Origin of the sequence: Rhodococcus sp. SGAir0479, assembly GCF_005484805.1 — a bacterium.
Lineage (GTDB): Bacteria > Actinomycetota > Actinomycetes > Mycobacteriales > Mycobacteriaceae > Prescottella.
In genome coordinates this window covers 1,051,176-1,065,103 of record NZ_CP039432.1, presented here as the reverse complement: position 1 = coordinate 1,065,103, position 13,928 = coordinate 1,051,176, and the positions used below count along the sequence as shown (strand labels likewise).

The following is a 13,928-nucleotide window of genomic DNA, read 5'->3' as shown; positions in this document are numbered from 1 at the left end:
GTGCCGGAGATCAGAGAAGGAGGCCGGACGGCGCCGAGCGGACGTGGATCCGGTAGCCGACTTCGAGGCCCAGTCCGGGGGTCTCCCGGAAGGCGCGCTCGGCGGTCCGCTCGCTGAACTCGATCCCGAGCACCGAACGCAGCGCCGCCCGATCGGAGAACTCCCACCGGGTGCGGACCCGGCGCAGTGCGAATCCCTGCGCGTCGAAGAAGGACTCGACGACGGCTGGGTCGTAGTGCGGCAGGTCGGCGCGCATCCAGGTGCCGTACGGGGCCACCGTCGCGTCGAGGTCGACGACTGCGAGCACGCCTCCGGGCCGCAACACCCGCATGGCCTCGAGGATCCCGGGGCCGCAGCCGGGCCCGAAGAAGTACGCGGTCCGCGCATGCACGACGTCGACGGCGGCGTCCGGCAGCGGCAGCGCCTCGGCACTCCCGCGCAGAACGGAGACGGACGCGAGGCCGGCGACCCGGCTGCGTGCGGCCGCGACCAGCGGCGGATGCGGTTCGACGCCGACGACCGACCGGGCGCGCGCCGCGAAGCGCGGCAGATGGAAGCCCGCACCGCAGCCGACGTCCACCACGTCCCGGCCGCCCCAGTCGGCGACCTCCGCGAGCGCGTCGAAGATCACGCCGTCGACGTCCTGGGCGCGGTTCTCGACCTCGTAGATGTCGGGCCAGTGCCAGATGTTCGGGCTCGGGATCGGTCCCCGAGCCCGAACACGGCTGAAGCGGTCGCGGCTCACACCAGGACGGTGAGAACGAGCCAGGTGACGAACGCGGACGGCAGGATCGAGTCCAACCGGTCCATGATGCCGCCGTGACCGGGCAGCAGCGTGCCCATGTCCTTGATTCCCAGTTCCCGCTTGACCTGGGACTCGATGAGGTCGCCGAGCGTGGCGGTGAACACCAGCGCCGCGCCGAGCAGCGCACCGATGAACGGGTTCGCGTCCAGGATGAACGTGACCGTCAGGACGCCGCCGATCACGCAGAAGACGAGCGATCCGGCGAATCCCTCCCACGATTTCTTGGGGCTGATCGCCGGCACCATGGCGTGCTTGCCGAAGAACACGCCGGCGGCGTACCCGCCGACGTCGGAGCAGACGACGACGATCATGAGGCAGAACACCCGCCCGGCGCCGTCGTCCTGCAGGACCATCAGCGCCGCGAACGACGCGAGGAGCGGCACCCAGGTCGCCACGAACACGGCGATGGCGGTGTCGCGCAGAAAGTTTCGCGGGGTGGCCTTGAGTCCGTGGTCGAACAGTCGCCACACCATGGTGACCACCGCGGTGCCCGCGAACGCCGCGAGCACGCCCTGCGGCCCGTACGGCCAGCTGAGCCAGGCCATCGCCTGGCCGCCGAGCAGGAGCGGGATCAGCGGGACGCTGATGTCGGCCTCGCGCAGCCGCCTGACCACCTCCCACGTGGCGACCGCGACGGCGGCCGCGACCACCGCCACCCACACGAGCGGAGTGAAGATCAGAATCAGGATCACCGCGGCACCGAGACCGCCTCCGACGGCGATCGCGGCGGGGAGGTTGCGTCCGGCCTTGGACGGAGCCGCAGCCGGACCCGGCGACGCTACAGGGGCGCCGTCAGCTTTCCCCACGGCTAAACCTCCATCAATTCTGCTTCCTTGTGCTTCACCAGCTCGTCGATCTGGCTGACGTAGCGCGCGGTGGTCTTGTCGAGCTCCTTCTCGGCCCGTCCGACCTCGTCCTCGCCGGCCTCGCCGTCCTTCTGGATACGGGAGAGCTCGTCCATCGTCTTGCGGCGCACGTTGCGGATGGCGACCTTGGCGTCCTCGCCCTTGCCCTTGGCCTGCTTGACGAACTCGCGGCGCCGTTCCTCGGTGAGCTGCGGGACCGAGATGCGGATGATCGAGCCGTCGTTGCTCGGGTTGACACCCAGATCGGAGTTGCGGATCGCGTTCTCGATCGGTCCCAGCTGCGACGCCTCGTACGGCTTGACGACCACGAGACGCGCCTCGGGCACGTTGATGCTCGCGAGCTGCGTGATCGGCGTCATCGCGCCGTAGTACTCGACGACGATCCGGTTGAACATGCCGGGGTTCGCGCGACCGGTACGGATGGAGCTGAGGTCGTCCTTCGCAACCGTGATGGCCTTCTCCATCTTCTCCTCGGCCTCGAAGAGAGCTTCATCAATCACGGCTGTTCCTCCGTCTCGTCCGTCGGACGCTCGAATACGTCTCGCATCTTGGTCGTGCTGCCCGCCATCATGACTTGACCAGTGTTCCGATCTTCTCACCGGACACCGCGCGGGCGATATTGCCCTGGGTGAGCAGGTTGAAGACCATCATCGGCATCTGATTGTCCATGCAGAGGCTGAACGCGGTCGCGTCGGCGACCTTGAGGCCCTTCTCGATGACCTCGCGGTGCGTGACCTCGGTGTACATGGTGGCATCGGGATCGACCCGCGGGTCCGCCGAGTAGACACCGTCGACGGCCTTGGCCATGAGGACCACCTCGGCCCCGATCTCCAGGGCGCGCTGCGCCGCGGTGGTGTCGGTGGAGAAGTACGGCATGCCCATGCCCGCACCGAAGATGACCACGCGTCCCTTCTCGAGGTGACGGCGGGCGCGCAACGGCAGGTACGGCTCGGCGACCTGCCCCATGGTGATGGCGGTCTGCACGCGGGTGTCGATGCCCTGCTTTTCCAGGAAGTCCTGCAGCGCAAGGCAGTTCATCACGGTGCCGAGCATGCCCATGTAGTCCGAGCGGGCCCGGTCGAGGCCGCGCTGCTGCAGTTCGGCGCCGCGGAAGAAGTTGCCGCCGCCGATCACGACGGCCACCTGGACGCCGGAGCGGACGACCTCGGCGATCTGCTCCGCGACGGTCGTCACCACGTCCGGGTCGAGTCCGACCTTGCCGCCGCCGAACATTTCACCACCGAGTTTGAGGAGCACTCGTCGGAATCCTGGACGTGCGTCGGCCGGTGCGGTCATAACTCTCCCTCGGTTCTTGCCCGATGATTCGGTTCTAGAAGTATTACGTTTCGTCGGTGAGCGGAGCGCGCCGCTCAGCGGGGCCGTACACCCCGGCCGACCGGCGATGTCGCCGGAACCGGCCCCATTCATCCTGCCTCATCCGGCGGTCGGGGACCCAGTCGACCCACTCGCCGCACAACTCGGCCCCGCGCGGACCGGAGGGGCGGAGCGTCGGGTTCGTACCGAACCCGACGTCTGCACCCACCCGGCCGGCGGGGCCGAAGTGTGAGAGCGCGACTAGCTGGCGCCGACCTCGAAACGCGCGAAGCGAACGACGGTGGCTCCGGCCTCGTCCAGGAGTGCCTTGACGGTCTTCTTGGAGTCGGTGACCGAGGACTGCTCGGTCAGGACGACGTCCTTGTAGTAGCCGTTGACGCGACCCTCGACGATCTTGGGGAGTGCAGCCTCGGGCTTGCCCTCCTCCTTGGCCGTCTGCTCGGCGATACGACGCTCGTTCTCGACGACGTCCGCGGGGACCTCGTCGCGGGTGACGTACTTGGCCTTGAGCGCGGCAACCTGCATGGCTGCGCCTCGAGCGGCCTCGGCCGCAGCGTCGCCCTCGCCGGTGTACTCGACGAGCACGCCGACGGCCGGCGGCAGGTCGGAGGCACGCTTGTGCAGGTAGGTGGCCACGGGGCCGTCGAAGGAGACGACGCGGCGCAGCTCGAGCTTCTCGCCGATCTTGGCGGACAGCTCCTGGACCAGGTTCTCGACGGTCTTGCCGTCGACGTCGATGGCCTTGAGCGCTTCGAGATCGGCCGGCTTGGCCGAAGCAGCCGCGGTGACGATCGTGTCGGCCAGCGCCTGGAACTCGGCGTTCTTGGCGACGAAGTCGGTCTCGGCGTTGATCTCGATCATGACGCCGTCCTTGGCCACGACCAGGCCCTCGGCCGTGGTGCGCTCGGCGCGCTTGCCCACGTCCTTGGCGCCCTTGATGCGCAGCAGCTCGACGGCCTTGTCGAAGTCACCGTCGGTCTCGGTGAGAGCGTTCTTGCAGTCCATCATGCCGGAGCCGGTGAGCTCGCGGAGCCGCTTGACGTCGGCGGCGGTGTAGTTCGCCATGGGGGGCGATCCTCCTCGGATGAGTTTCGGATGCCAGGCTCTACGGTTCGCGCGGAGACCTGGCGAAGCAGGTGAGCGAAACGGCCCCGACCGGTGAGGTCGGGGCCGAGTCGACTAGGACTGCTGAGCGTCCGCGGCCGGGGCTTCGCCCTCGGCGGCCGGTGCGGCCTGCGAGAGGAGCTCCTGCTCCCACTCCGCGAGCGGCTCGCCCGCGGCAGCCTCCGGCTTGGCGTCCTTGTCCGAACCGGCACCGGCGCGGGCCTGCAGGCCCTCGGCGACGGCGGAGGCGACGACCTTGGTGAGCAGGGCGGCGCTGCGGATCGCATCGTCGTTGCCCGGGATCGGGTAGTCGACGACGTCGGGGTCGCAGTTGGTATCCAGGACGGCGATGACCGGGATGTTCAGCTTGCGCGCCTCGCCGACGGCGATGTGCTCCTTGTTGGTGTCGACGACCCAGACGGCCGACGGAACCTTGGCCATGTCCCGGATGCCACCGAGGGTGCGGTCGAGCTTGGTCATCTCACGCGTGAGCATGAGGATTTCCTTCTTGGTGCGACCCTCGAAACCGCCGGTCTGCTCCATCGACTCGAGCTCCTTCAGGCGCTGCAGGCGCTTGTGGACGGTCGAGAAGTTGGTGAGCATGCCGCCGAGCCAACGCTGGTTGACGTAGGGCATCCCGACGCGCGTGGCCTCGGCCGCGATGGACTCCTGCGCCTGCTTCTTGGTGCCGACGAACAGAACCGTGCCGCCGTGCGCGACGGTCTGCTTGACGAACTCGTACGCCTTGTCGATGTACGTCAGCGTCTGCTGCAGGTCGATGATGTAGATGCCGTTGCGGTCGGTGAGGATGAACCGCTTCATCTTCGGGTTCCAACGGCGGGTCTGGTGCCCGAAGTGTGCACCGCTGTCGAGCAGCTGGCGCATGGTCACAACAGCCATGGCTGTGTACCTCGTCTTTCGTGTGCCGGTTGTCGCAGGAATCGGTGACTCCTGCCCTGGCGCCCGCCCGGTGTCGGACCCACACGAATGCGGGACCAGCCGACGACCGGATGAAGGTGCGGACGCGCGAAGTCGGACTGTGCGTGCACAGACCGCTCGACAAGTGTACGGCCTGGGCACCCGGTCTCCCAATTCGCACTTCCCGGCCGGGGAAAGCACAGCCGCGCGGTGCCCGCAACCCCGATCGGCGATCTGGGGATTTCGCGAAGCGCTGTCCACAATCCACCGGCTCCCGGTCGTCGCCGCCCCGCGGCGCGGCAGGGTCGGGGCATGCCCTGCGTGACTCGTCCGGTCCGTCGCCTCGCCGCCGCGTGCGTCGTCGGGCTCGTGTGCGTGGGCGCGACGGCACCGGCCGACGCCGCGGCGCCCCGCACCCCGCCGGCGGCCGGCGTCGATCGCACCGACGAGACCCGCCCCGGCTTCGACTGGCCGCTGCGCCCCCGGCCGCGCGTGGTGCGCGCGTTCGACAAGCCCGCACAGAACTGGCTCTCCGGGCACCGTGGGGTGGACCTCGGGGCGGTCCCGGGCCAGAGCGTGCTGGCCGCGGGCGCCGGCACGGTCGCATTCGCCGGGACCGTCGCGGGCAAGCCCGTCGTCTCGGTCGACCATCCCGGCGGGTTGCGGACGACGTACGAGCCGGTCGAGGCGACGGTGACCGCGGGCCGCGTGGTCGCGCGCGGCACCCCGCTGGGAACCGTGGCAGCGGGGCACCCCGCGTGCGCGGCGGCCACCTGCCTGCACTGGGGGCTGCGCCGGGACCGGGACTACCTCGACCCGCTGCCGTTGGTGCGCACCGCTCCGATCCGGTTGCTGCCGACCGGCGCCGGTCAGGCCCGCGGATGAGCCTGGTCGTGCACGGCGCGCAGGCGAGCGACCGAGACGTGGGTGTACAGCTGGGTGGTCGCGAGGCTCGAATGCCCCAGTACCTCCTGCACCACGCGCAGGTCGGCGCCGCCCTCGAGCAGGTGGGTGGCGGCCGAGTGCCGCAGCCCGTGCGGCGCCAGGTCGGGCGCCCCGGGTACCGCCTGCACGACGTCGTGGACGACGGCGCGGGCCTGTCGCTGGTCGAGGCGCCCACCGCGACGGCCGAGCAGCAGCGCGTCCCCGGACCGGTCGTTCGCGAGCGCCGGGCGGCCGGCCCGCAGCCACGCGCCGATCGCGTCCTCGGCAGGTCGCCCGTACGGGACGACGCGTTCCTTGTCACCCTTGCCGAGCACCCGCAGCACGCGACGGGCGTCGTCGACGTCGCCGACGTCGAGCCCGCACAGCTCGCCGACACGGATACCGGTCGAGTACAGCAGCTCGACGATCAGCCGATCGCGCAGCGCGATCGGGTCCTCCTGCGCCGCGCCCGATTCCGCGGCGGCCATCGCCTCCGCCGCCTGTTCCTGACGCAGCACCGGCGGGAGCGTCCGGTGGGCGCGCGGCGCCACCAGTCGTACTCCCGGGTCGACGTCCGTGCGACCGGTCCGCTGCGCCCACGCGGTGAATCCCTTGGCCGCCGATGTGCGCCTGGCCAGCGTCGTGCGGGCCACCCCGGCCGCGGCCTGCTCCCCCAGCCAGCCGCGCAGGGCACGCAGATCGAGATCGGCGAGCGTCGCGTCCGCCCGCACGCGGCCGACGAACTCGAGCAGGCTCGTGACGTCTCCCAGGTAGGCGCGCACCGTGTGCGCCGACCGGCCCCGTTCGAGGCGCAGGTACTCGCCGTAGTCCTCGAGATGCACACGCAACGCGGCGGGCAGCACCTGATCGGGGTCGACATCCATGACCACCACCGTCGCGGTGACCGGACGAATCCGCAAGTTCCCGCGCCGGTAGGGTTTTCGCGTGAAACGAGCGATTCCCATCCCCATGCTGTGCGTTCTCGCCCTCCTCTCGGCGATCGCTCCCCTGGCCACCGACATGTATCTGCCGGGCCTGCCGTCGATGGCGGACGGCCTCGACACCTCGGCGGCGAGCGTGCAGCTCACGCTCACGACGTTCATGGCCGGGCTCGGCGTCGGGCAGTTGGTGATCGGGCCGCTCTCCGACGGGCTGGGCCGGCGCGGACTGCTGATCGCGGGCACGATCCTGTGCGCGGTGAGTGGCGTGCTGTGTGCCATCGCGCCGAACGTCGGCGTGCTGATCGCCGCGCGACTGCTGCAGGGTTTCAGCGGCGGCGCCGGCATCGTGCTGGCTCGTGCGGTGATCGCCGACCGCGCGAAGGGCGACGCCGCGGCCCGGCTCTTCAGCGTCATGATGATCATCGGTGGTGTCGCGCCCGTTGTCGCGCCCCTGCTGGGCGGGGCGCTGCTGGGCCCGGTCGGCTGGCGCGGCATCTTCTGGGTGTTGGCAGCCGCCTCCGTGGTGATGCTGATCGGCGTGCTCACCATGGTGCCCGAGACGCTGCCCGCCGAGCGTCGGCACGGCGGTGGGCTGACCGCGCTCGTCGGCAACCTTCGCTACGTGGTGACCAACCGGATCTACCTCGGCTACGCGTTCACCTTCGCCTTCGGATTCGGCGCGCTGTTCTCGTACATCTCGGCGTCGCCGTTCGTGGTGCAGGACGTGCTCGGACTCTCGCCGGGGCAGTTCTCGATCGTCTTCGCGATCAATTCACTCGGCATCGTGACCGGCAGCATCGTCAACACGAAGCTCATCGGGACGTTCGAGGCGCGGCAGTTGCTGACCTTCGGCGTGAGCCTGCTGGTGACGGCCGGCCTGCTGCTGACCCTCGCCACCACCATCGGCGGCAGCCACATCTGGCTGGTGCTGCCCCTGATGTTCGCGGTGGTCTCCAGCATCGGGTTCATCATGGGCAACGCCACCGCCCTGGCGCAGGGCCAGGTCACCGAGGCCGCCGGCACCGGCTCGGCGCTGATGGGCGCGTGCCAGTTCGGGCTCGCGGCGCTGGTGTCCCCCCTGGTCGGGATCGCCGGACCCGACACCGCCGTGCCGATGGCGGTCGCGATCCTGGCGTCCGGTGTCGTGGCGATGACGTCGCTCAAGGTCCTGGCCCGCGCCCACTGACGCGGGCCGGGCGGCCGGGGGGGGTGATCAGCGCGAGCCGGCCTCCACCGACGCCAGCTCCGACTTCCACACCCGGAAGCCCTCCTCGGTGCGGCCGCGCCGCCAGTACCCGGAGATCGACGCCGACGCCGCGGGAACTCCGCGCTCCTTGCGGATGTACGGGCGCAGGTGGTGCATGACGGTCTCGGCCTCACCGTGGATGAAGACGTGGACGTCGCCCGGCAGCCACGGCATCGCACGCACGGCGGCGACCAGCGGGGCGTTACCGGCGACCACATCGGCGCCCGCCGCGTCCGACGGTGCGCCGCGGTGGAGCCACGTGATCTCGACGTTCGGACCGGCCGGCAGATCGATCTCGTCGTGCGCGTCGGCGACCTCGACGAACACCCGCGCCACCGCATCCGGGCCGAGCGCGGCGACCGCGGTCGAGATCGCGGGCAGCGCCGACTCGTCCCCGGCGATGAGGTGCCAGTCCGCGTCCGGACGCGGCGAGTACGCGCCGCCGGGACCGCGCACCGTCACCGCGGTACCCGGCTGGACCGACGCCGCCCACGGGCCGGCCACGCCCTCGTCGCCGTGGACGACGAAGTCGATCGCCAGCTCCCGCGCGACGGGGTCGACGGCACGGACCGTGTACGTCCGCAGCACCGGCTCCTCCGCCGATCCGAACTCCATCTTGACGTACGAATCGGTGAACTCGGACGGCTCGAAGCTGTCGAAGCCTGGATCACCGAGAACCACGCGCACCATGTGCGGAACGAGCCGCTCGGTTCGGACCACCGTCAGTGTCGACGTCTTTCGTGCCACGGCACTTCTCCTCGGTTACAACGAAAACGAGATCTACAGTTAGGTAAAGCTAACCATGGATCTCCGTTTCGGTGTATTCCGCCGGGCTCAGCGGCCGTGCGGACGCGCCAACGTCAGCCGCTGGACCCAGCCGTGTGCGGGCCACGCCTTGAGACCCGCCCGATCGGGCGTCACCCGCGTCCCGACGAACCGTGCCTCGAGTTCCGGGTCGACGGCACCGGTGAAACGCCACTCCTGCTCGCCGGCCGGGCCGACACCATCCCACGACTCCACCCGGTAGACGGCGCGAACGATGTTGTCCGCGAACACGATCACGGGCAGACCGGGAACATTTCGGGCCGCCGCGCCCGCCCGCCACGGCCCGCGCGCCGCGGCATACAGCTCCTCCGCGGTCGAGGCCGGGTTCGCCGCCGCGGGCACGCGGACGAGGGCACCGGGCACCGGCAGCTCGGGGGCGGGCTGGGCGGAGTACTGGACCGCCAGCTCCGCGACCGACATCGCCCGCTTCTCCAAATCATCCGGCTCGCCCGCGAGGTTGGTGAGCACCGGATGGTCCGGGTGGTGTTCGAGCAGACGCAGCGCGTCGGTGAGCAGGTGCGCGAACTCTTTGGCGGTGGCCATCGCGTCGTGGGGCGCCTCGATTCGGTGCCGCAGCACGATGTGATCGACCGAGTGCCCGGCCGCGTAGATGTCGCGGATCCGCTGGGTCCAGGCGCTGCGGGTCGCGTCGCGGTCGGGATCGCCCACGCCCTCGGCATCGAGCGTGCCGGCCTCGCCCAACGCGTCCCACTCGTGCGAATAGACCTTGTTGCCGCGTCCGATCCCGACGTAGAAGATCGAACGGTCCCGCGGATCCCGCAGCGCATACAAGTACAGCCCCAAATTCTCGACCACCCGCGGCGCCAGCGGGTTCGGGGCGGGCTTGCGCTCGCGGGGCTCCGCGGTGATCACGCGCATCACCGCCAGACGCAGAGCGTCGGACACCACGACGCCGCCGGTCGCGGGACCGTCGAACAGCACGCCCGCGGCGTCCCGCACCGACGTGAAGGTCCGCCCGGCGCTCCGCTGCAGCGAGTTCACCACCGCGGTGAACTCCGCCAGCCGCACCTTGGGATCGCTCACCACGCCGCGCCCCTCGTCGTTCGTGAGGAAGTCTCGGATTCCCGGCGCAGCCAGGAGTACGCGGGTGATGTCTTCGGGAACGGTCCAGACGGTAGCCATGACGCGACTGTAGGCGATCCCCCGGCCGCATGCGGTACGCCTTGCTGAGCACCGGACGCCCCGTCTTCCCGGTGGGAAACGATTTGTCGTCACCCCGTCGATCACCGCCCGATTTCGGTCGCGGGCGCCGATATTTCAGTCACACTCGACGAGTGACCCGATCCGCGGAACCCACGGAAGACCGCGCCGCCCGCGCCAGGCGACTGGTGGGCTACAACTACCGCATGCCCGACTACTACGAGGTGGGTCGGGAAAAGGTCCGCGAGTACGCGATCTCGGTGCAGAACGATCACCCGGCGCACTACGACGAAGTGGCCGCGCGCGCGCTCGGTCACCCCACGCTGATCGCGCCGCTCACCTTCGTCTCGGTCATCGGCGCGATCGCGCAGCGGTTCCTGCTCGAACAGATCATCACGGGGTTCGATCTGAGTCAGATCCTGCAGACCGATCAGCGACTGATCTTCCACCGCCCCATCCGCGCCGGCGACCGGCTGTCGGTCGACGTCTCGCTGGAGTCGTTCCGCCAGAGCGCGGGCACCGACATCTTCGTCACCAAGAACGTCGTCACCGACAAGGACGGCGAGCCGGTCGTCACCACGTTGACCACGCTCGTCGGCCGCGCCGGCAACGACGCCGACCCGCAGCGGATCGAACGCATCAAGGACGTGATGATGCGGGAGGTGTGACTCACCGCTCCCGGAACCATCCCGTCTCGTCCGAGCCGACGAACCCGTCGAGCTCGAGTGCCGGCAGCAGCGCCCGCACCCGCTCGATCGGGATTCCCGCCTCCTCGGACAACGCCCGCGGACTTCGCCAGCCGTGCGCCGGCAGCGCCTCGTAGATCGCGGCCGCGTCCCCGGCGAGCACGTCGAGCGCACGGGCCGGACCACCACCTCCGTCCTCGACCCCGATCGGACCCGCCTCCACCACGACGTCCGCCGCGCTCGCCACCAACGTGGCCTCGCCCTCACGGATCATGCGATGACAGCCGGTCGAGGCCGCCGACGTCACCGGCCCCGGCACCGCCAGCACCGGGCGCCCCAGCCGCCGCCCCCACGACGCCGTGTTCCGTGCCCCGCTCCGCCATCCCGCCTCGACCACCACGACCCCGTCGGACAGCCCGGCCACCAACCGGTTTCGCGCCAGGAACCGATACCGCGCCGGCGTCGTGCCGGGCGGGTACTCGCTCACCACCGCGCCGTCCCGGGCGATCTGCTGCAACAGCCGCCCGTGCCCGGCCGGATAGGCACGATCGACCCCGCACGCGAGCACCGCCACCGTGAGGCCGCCGGCGCCGAGTGCTGCGCGATGCGCGGCCGCGTCGATCCCGAACGCCGCGCCGGAGACGATCGTCCAGCCCTCGGCGGCCAGATCCCCGGCGAGCTCCGCCGTCACGTGCTCGCCGTAGGAACTCGCGGCCCGCGTGCCGACCACCGCGACGGACCGTGCCACCAACTCGTCCACCGGCCGGCCACCGAGAACCCACAACGCCAGCGGACCCCCGTCGTCGCGACCGTCACCGAGCCCGTCGAACGCGAGCAGCCGCCAGCTGGGCCACTCGTCGTCGTCCGGGGTCACCAACCGCCCACCCAGCGATGTCACCAGATCCAGGTCCCGCGCCGCGGTGTCGAGGTGCGCCCGCGCCGACGTCCGCCGGTCCAGGAAACTCGACAGGTCCCGCTCGCGCACCGCCCGCGCCGCGTCCTCGGGCCCCACCGCCGCCACCAACCGTGCCAACGGCGGACACGACCCCTGCACCACCTTCGACAGATACGCCCACGCCAGCCGTCGCGGCTCGTGCCCGCTCACGCCGCCCCCCGATCCCGAAACCCCAGCGCGGTCAGGACCGCGTCGTCGTCCGGGGACTGCCGGCCGGCCAGATCCGCCACCGTCCACGCGACCCGCAACGCCCGATCGGCACCGCGAGCGGTGATGGAACCCTGCCGCAGCGCGCGTTCGAGTGGGGCCACCGCATCCCGACCCAGCCGAAACCTTTGCCGCAGTGCGGGTCCCGGCACCTCGGCGTTGGTCCGCCAGCCGTACGCGCGCCAGCGCTCCCCCGCCGCGGCGCGTGCTGCCGCCACCCGCGCCCGGACCACCTCGGTGCTCTCGCCCACGTCGTCCAGCAGTGCCTCGGTGGACGCTCCTCGCATCCGTATCCGCAGATCCACCCGGTCCAGCAACGGTCCCGACAGGCGCCCGAGGTACCGCCGCCGGGCGGTGGGCGGGCACACGCAGTCCACCTCGCGCGGCGGGGCGCACGGACACGGGTTGGCCGCCAGGATCAACTGGAACCGCGCCGGATACCGCGCCACCCCGTCCCGGCGCGCGATCCGGACCTCCCCGTCCTCGAGCGGGGTCCGCAACGCTTCCAACGCCTTGGTGCCCATTTCGGCGCATTCGTCGAGGAACAGGATCCCGCGATGCGCGCGACTCACCGCTCCGGGTTTGGCCATTCCGCTGCCACCGCCGACCAGCGCGCTCACCGACGACGTGTGGTGCGGCGCGATGAACGGCGGCTCGGTGACGAGCGGCCGCTCCGACGTGAGCAGACCGGCGACGGAGTGAATGGCCGTGACCTCGAGCGCCTCCGCCTCCGACAACTGCGGGAGGATGCCGGGCAGGCGCTGCGCGAGCATCGTCTTCCCGATCCCGGGCGGCCCCGTCAGCATGAGGTGATGGGCCCCGGCCGCCGCGACCTCGAGCGCCCACCGCGCCTCGGGCTGCCCCACGACCTCACTGAGATCGCCTCGCGCCGCGCCGTTCTCGGCCTCGAACGGCTCCGGGGTCGCGAGCTGCCCCTTGCCCTGCAGCCACTCCGTGACCGCGGTGAGCCGGTCCGCTCCGAGCACCTCGATGCCGTCCACCAGCCCGGCCTCCGCGAGGGCCTGCATCGGCACCACCACGGCCGTCCATCCGGCCTTCTTCGCCGCGAGCACCGCCGGCAACACCCCGCGCACGCTGCGCAACCGGCCGTCGAGCGCCAGTTCGCCCAGCAACACGGTGTGCTCGAGCCGCTTCCGGGGCACCTGGCGTGCCGCGTCCAGGACCGCGCACGCGAGGGCGAGGTCGTAGACGCTACCGACCTTGGGCAGCGTGGCCGGCGACAGCGCGAGCGTCACCCGCGACTCCGGCCACTTGGCGCCGGAGTTCGTCACCGCCGCCCGGACACGGTCCCGCGATTCCTGCAGCGCGGTGTCGGGCAGCCCCACCAGATGCACCCCGGGCAGACCGCGACCGATGTCCGCCTCGATCTCGACGATCTGCCCGTCGACGCCACTCACCGCGACCGAATGCGCGCGGCCGAGCGCCATCAGAACACCGCCGGAAGGTGCGAGACCGCCGGCTCGCCCCGACGATCGACCAGCACCGACACGACGTCGAACCGCACCGCGGGCCAGTGCCGGTCGGACGCGGCCAGCCACCGCTGCGCCAGCATGCGGATGCGGCGTTGCTTGGCGTACGTCACCGACTCCGCGGGCGTGCCGTACCCCAGCCCCGACCGTGTCTTGACCTCCACGAAGACCACCGCGTCACCGTCGACCGCGACCAGATCCAGCTCCCCGTGGCGGCACCGCCAGTTCCGGTCCAGGATCTGCATCCCGGCCTCCGTCAAGGCCTTCGCGGCGAGTTCCTCCCCCATCGCACCCAACGCCAGATTCCGTCTCATCGCGTCTCCCCTCCCCGACGAGACGTCTCGCCGGTCGAGGGCCACTGTGCCGAACCGCGCCGACGCGCGTGCCCCCGCGCCGGGGCCGACGAACCGGTCTGTGGATGAACGCGGAGCTGTGGACAACTACCCGGAAAACACCACTGCGCGC

At 70.8% G+C, this 13,928-nt stretch carries 15 protein-coding genes; 3 read left to right on the top strand and 12 right to left on the bottom strand.

Features of this window, described 5'->3' with window-relative positions:
* Positions 1-10: 10 nt before the first annotated feature.
* The 6 genes from E7742_RS04960 to rpsB form a co-directional block, all read right to left on the bottom strand.
* Positions 11-745 carry a class I SAM-dependent methyltransferase gene (locus E7742_RS04960; RefSeq protein WP_137797932.1) on the bottom strand — a complete coding sequence of 245 codons (735 nt, stop codon included), beginning with the start codon at positions 743-745 and terminating at the stop codon, positions 11-13.
* Positions 742-1,611, bottom strand: a complete 870-nt coding sequence (locus tag E7742_RS04955) for a phosphatidate cytidylyltransferase (protein ID WP_137797931.1) — start codon at positions 1,609-1,611, stop codon at positions 742-744. Before E7742_RS04955 ends, E7742_RS04960 begins: the two co-directional genes overlap by 4 nt.
* Before the next feature lie 2 nt (positions 1,612-1,613).
* Positions 1,614-2,171: a ribosome recycling factor gene (gene frr, locus E7742_RS04950; RefSeq protein WP_137797930.1), complete on the bottom strand. Its 558-nt coding sequence runs from the start codon at positions 2,169-2,171 to the stop codon at positions 1,614-1,616.
* A gap of 67 nt (positions 2,172-2,238) precedes the next feature.
* On the bottom strand, positions 2,239-2,967 hold the full coding sequence (pyrH, locus tag E7742_RS04945; RefSeq protein WP_137797929.1) for a UMP kinase: 729 nt from the start codon (positions 2,965-2,967) through the stop codon (positions 2,239-2,241).
* A 279-nt stretch (positions 2,968-3,246) separates the two neighbouring features.
* The gene (gene tsf / locus E7742_RS04940) at positions 3,247-4,071 is read right to left on the bottom strand and encodes a translation elongation factor Ts (RefSeq protein ID WP_137797928.1); all 825 of its coding nucleotides are present in this window, start codon (positions 4,069-4,071) and stop codon (positions 3,247-3,249) included.
* A 114-nt stretch (positions 4,072-4,185) separates the two neighbouring features.
* A complete protein-coding gene (gene rpsB / locus E7742_RS04935) occupies positions 4,186-5,010 on the bottom strand; it encodes a 30S ribosomal protein S2 (RefSeq protein ID WP_137797927.1) in 825 nt (274 codons plus the stop codon).
* A 330-nt stretch (positions 5,011-5,340) separates the two neighbouring features.
* Between rpsB and E7742_RS04930 the strand changes: the two genes are divergently transcribed.
* Complete coding sequence (locus E7742_RS04930) at positions 5,341-5,913, top strand: murein hydrolase activator EnvC family protein (RefSeq protein ID WP_137797926.1); 573 nt, start codon at positions 5,341-5,343, stop codon at positions 5,911-5,913.
* Here the strand turns inward: E7742_RS04930 and E7742_RS04925 are convergent.
* On the bottom strand, positions 5,898-6,836 hold the full coding sequence (locus E7742_RS04925) for a tyrosine recombinase XerC (protein WP_137797925.1): 939 nt from the start codon (positions 6,834-6,836) through the stop codon (positions 5,898-5,900). The two genes, E7742_RS04930 and E7742_RS04925, sit on opposite strands and share 16 nt — an antisense overlap.
* Positions 6,837-6,921: 85 nt before the next feature.
* Between E7742_RS04925 and E7742_RS04920 the strand changes: the two genes are divergently transcribed.
* Entirely contained in the window at positions 6,922-8,079 is a 1,158-nt protein-coding gene (locus tag E7742_RS04920) for a multidrug effflux MFS transporter (RefSeq protein ID WP_137801045.1), read from the top strand.
* Positions 8,080-8,106: 27 nt separating this feature from the next.
* Here the strand turns inward: E7742_RS04920 and E7742_RS04915 are convergent, their stop codons facing one another.
* Entirely contained in the window at positions 8,107-8,886 is a 780-nt protein-coding gene (locus tag E7742_RS04915; protein ID WP_137797924.1) for a siderophore-interacting protein, read from the bottom strand.
* An 87-nt stretch (positions 8,887-8,973) separates the two neighbouring features.
* The gene (locus E7742_RS04910; RefSeq protein ID WP_137797923.1) at positions 8,974-10,107 is read right to left on the bottom strand and encodes a GIY-YIG nuclease family protein; all 1,134 of its coding nucleotides are present in this window, start codon (positions 10,105-10,107) and stop codon (positions 8,974-8,976) included.
* 152 nt (positions 10,108-10,259) lie between these two features.
* Between E7742_RS04910 and hadA the strand changes: the two genes are divergently transcribed.
* Positions 10,260-10,793: a (3R)-hydroxyacyl-ACP dehydratase subunit HadA gene (hadA, locus tag E7742_RS04905; protein ID WP_137797922.1), complete on the top strand. Its 534-nt coding sequence runs from the start codon at positions 10,260-10,262 to the stop codon at positions 10,791-10,793.
* A 1-nt stretch (position 10,794) separates the two neighbouring features.
* Here the strand turns inward: hadA and dprA are convergent, their stop codons facing one another.
* Genes dprA through E7742_RS04890 form a run of 3 tightly spaced genes read right to left on the bottom strand, consistent with a single transcriptional unit; the run spans position 10,795 to position 13,777 of the window.
* A complete protein-coding gene (gene dprA, locus E7742_RS04900) occupies positions 10,795-11,916 on the bottom strand; it encodes a DNA-processing protein DprA (RefSeq protein ID WP_137797921.1) in 1,122 nt (373 codons plus the stop codon).
* The gene (locus tag E7742_RS04895; RefSeq protein WP_137797920.1) at positions 11,913-13,421 is read right to left on the bottom strand and encodes a YifB family Mg chelatase-like AAA ATPase; all 1,509 of its coding nucleotides are present in this window, start codon (positions 13,419-13,421) and stop codon (positions 11,913-11,915) included. The genes dprA and E7742_RS04895 overlap by 4 nt, the downstream gene beginning before the upstream one ends.
* Positions 13,421-13,777 carry a YraN family protein gene (locus E7742_RS04890; protein WP_137797919.1) on the bottom strand — a complete coding sequence of 119 codons (357 nt, stop codon included), beginning with the start codon at positions 13,775-13,777 and terminating at the stop codon, positions 13,421-13,423. The genes E7742_RS04895 and E7742_RS04890 overlap by 1 nt, the downstream gene beginning before the upstream one ends.
* Between the last annotated feature and the right edge of the window lie 151 nt (positions 13,778-13,928).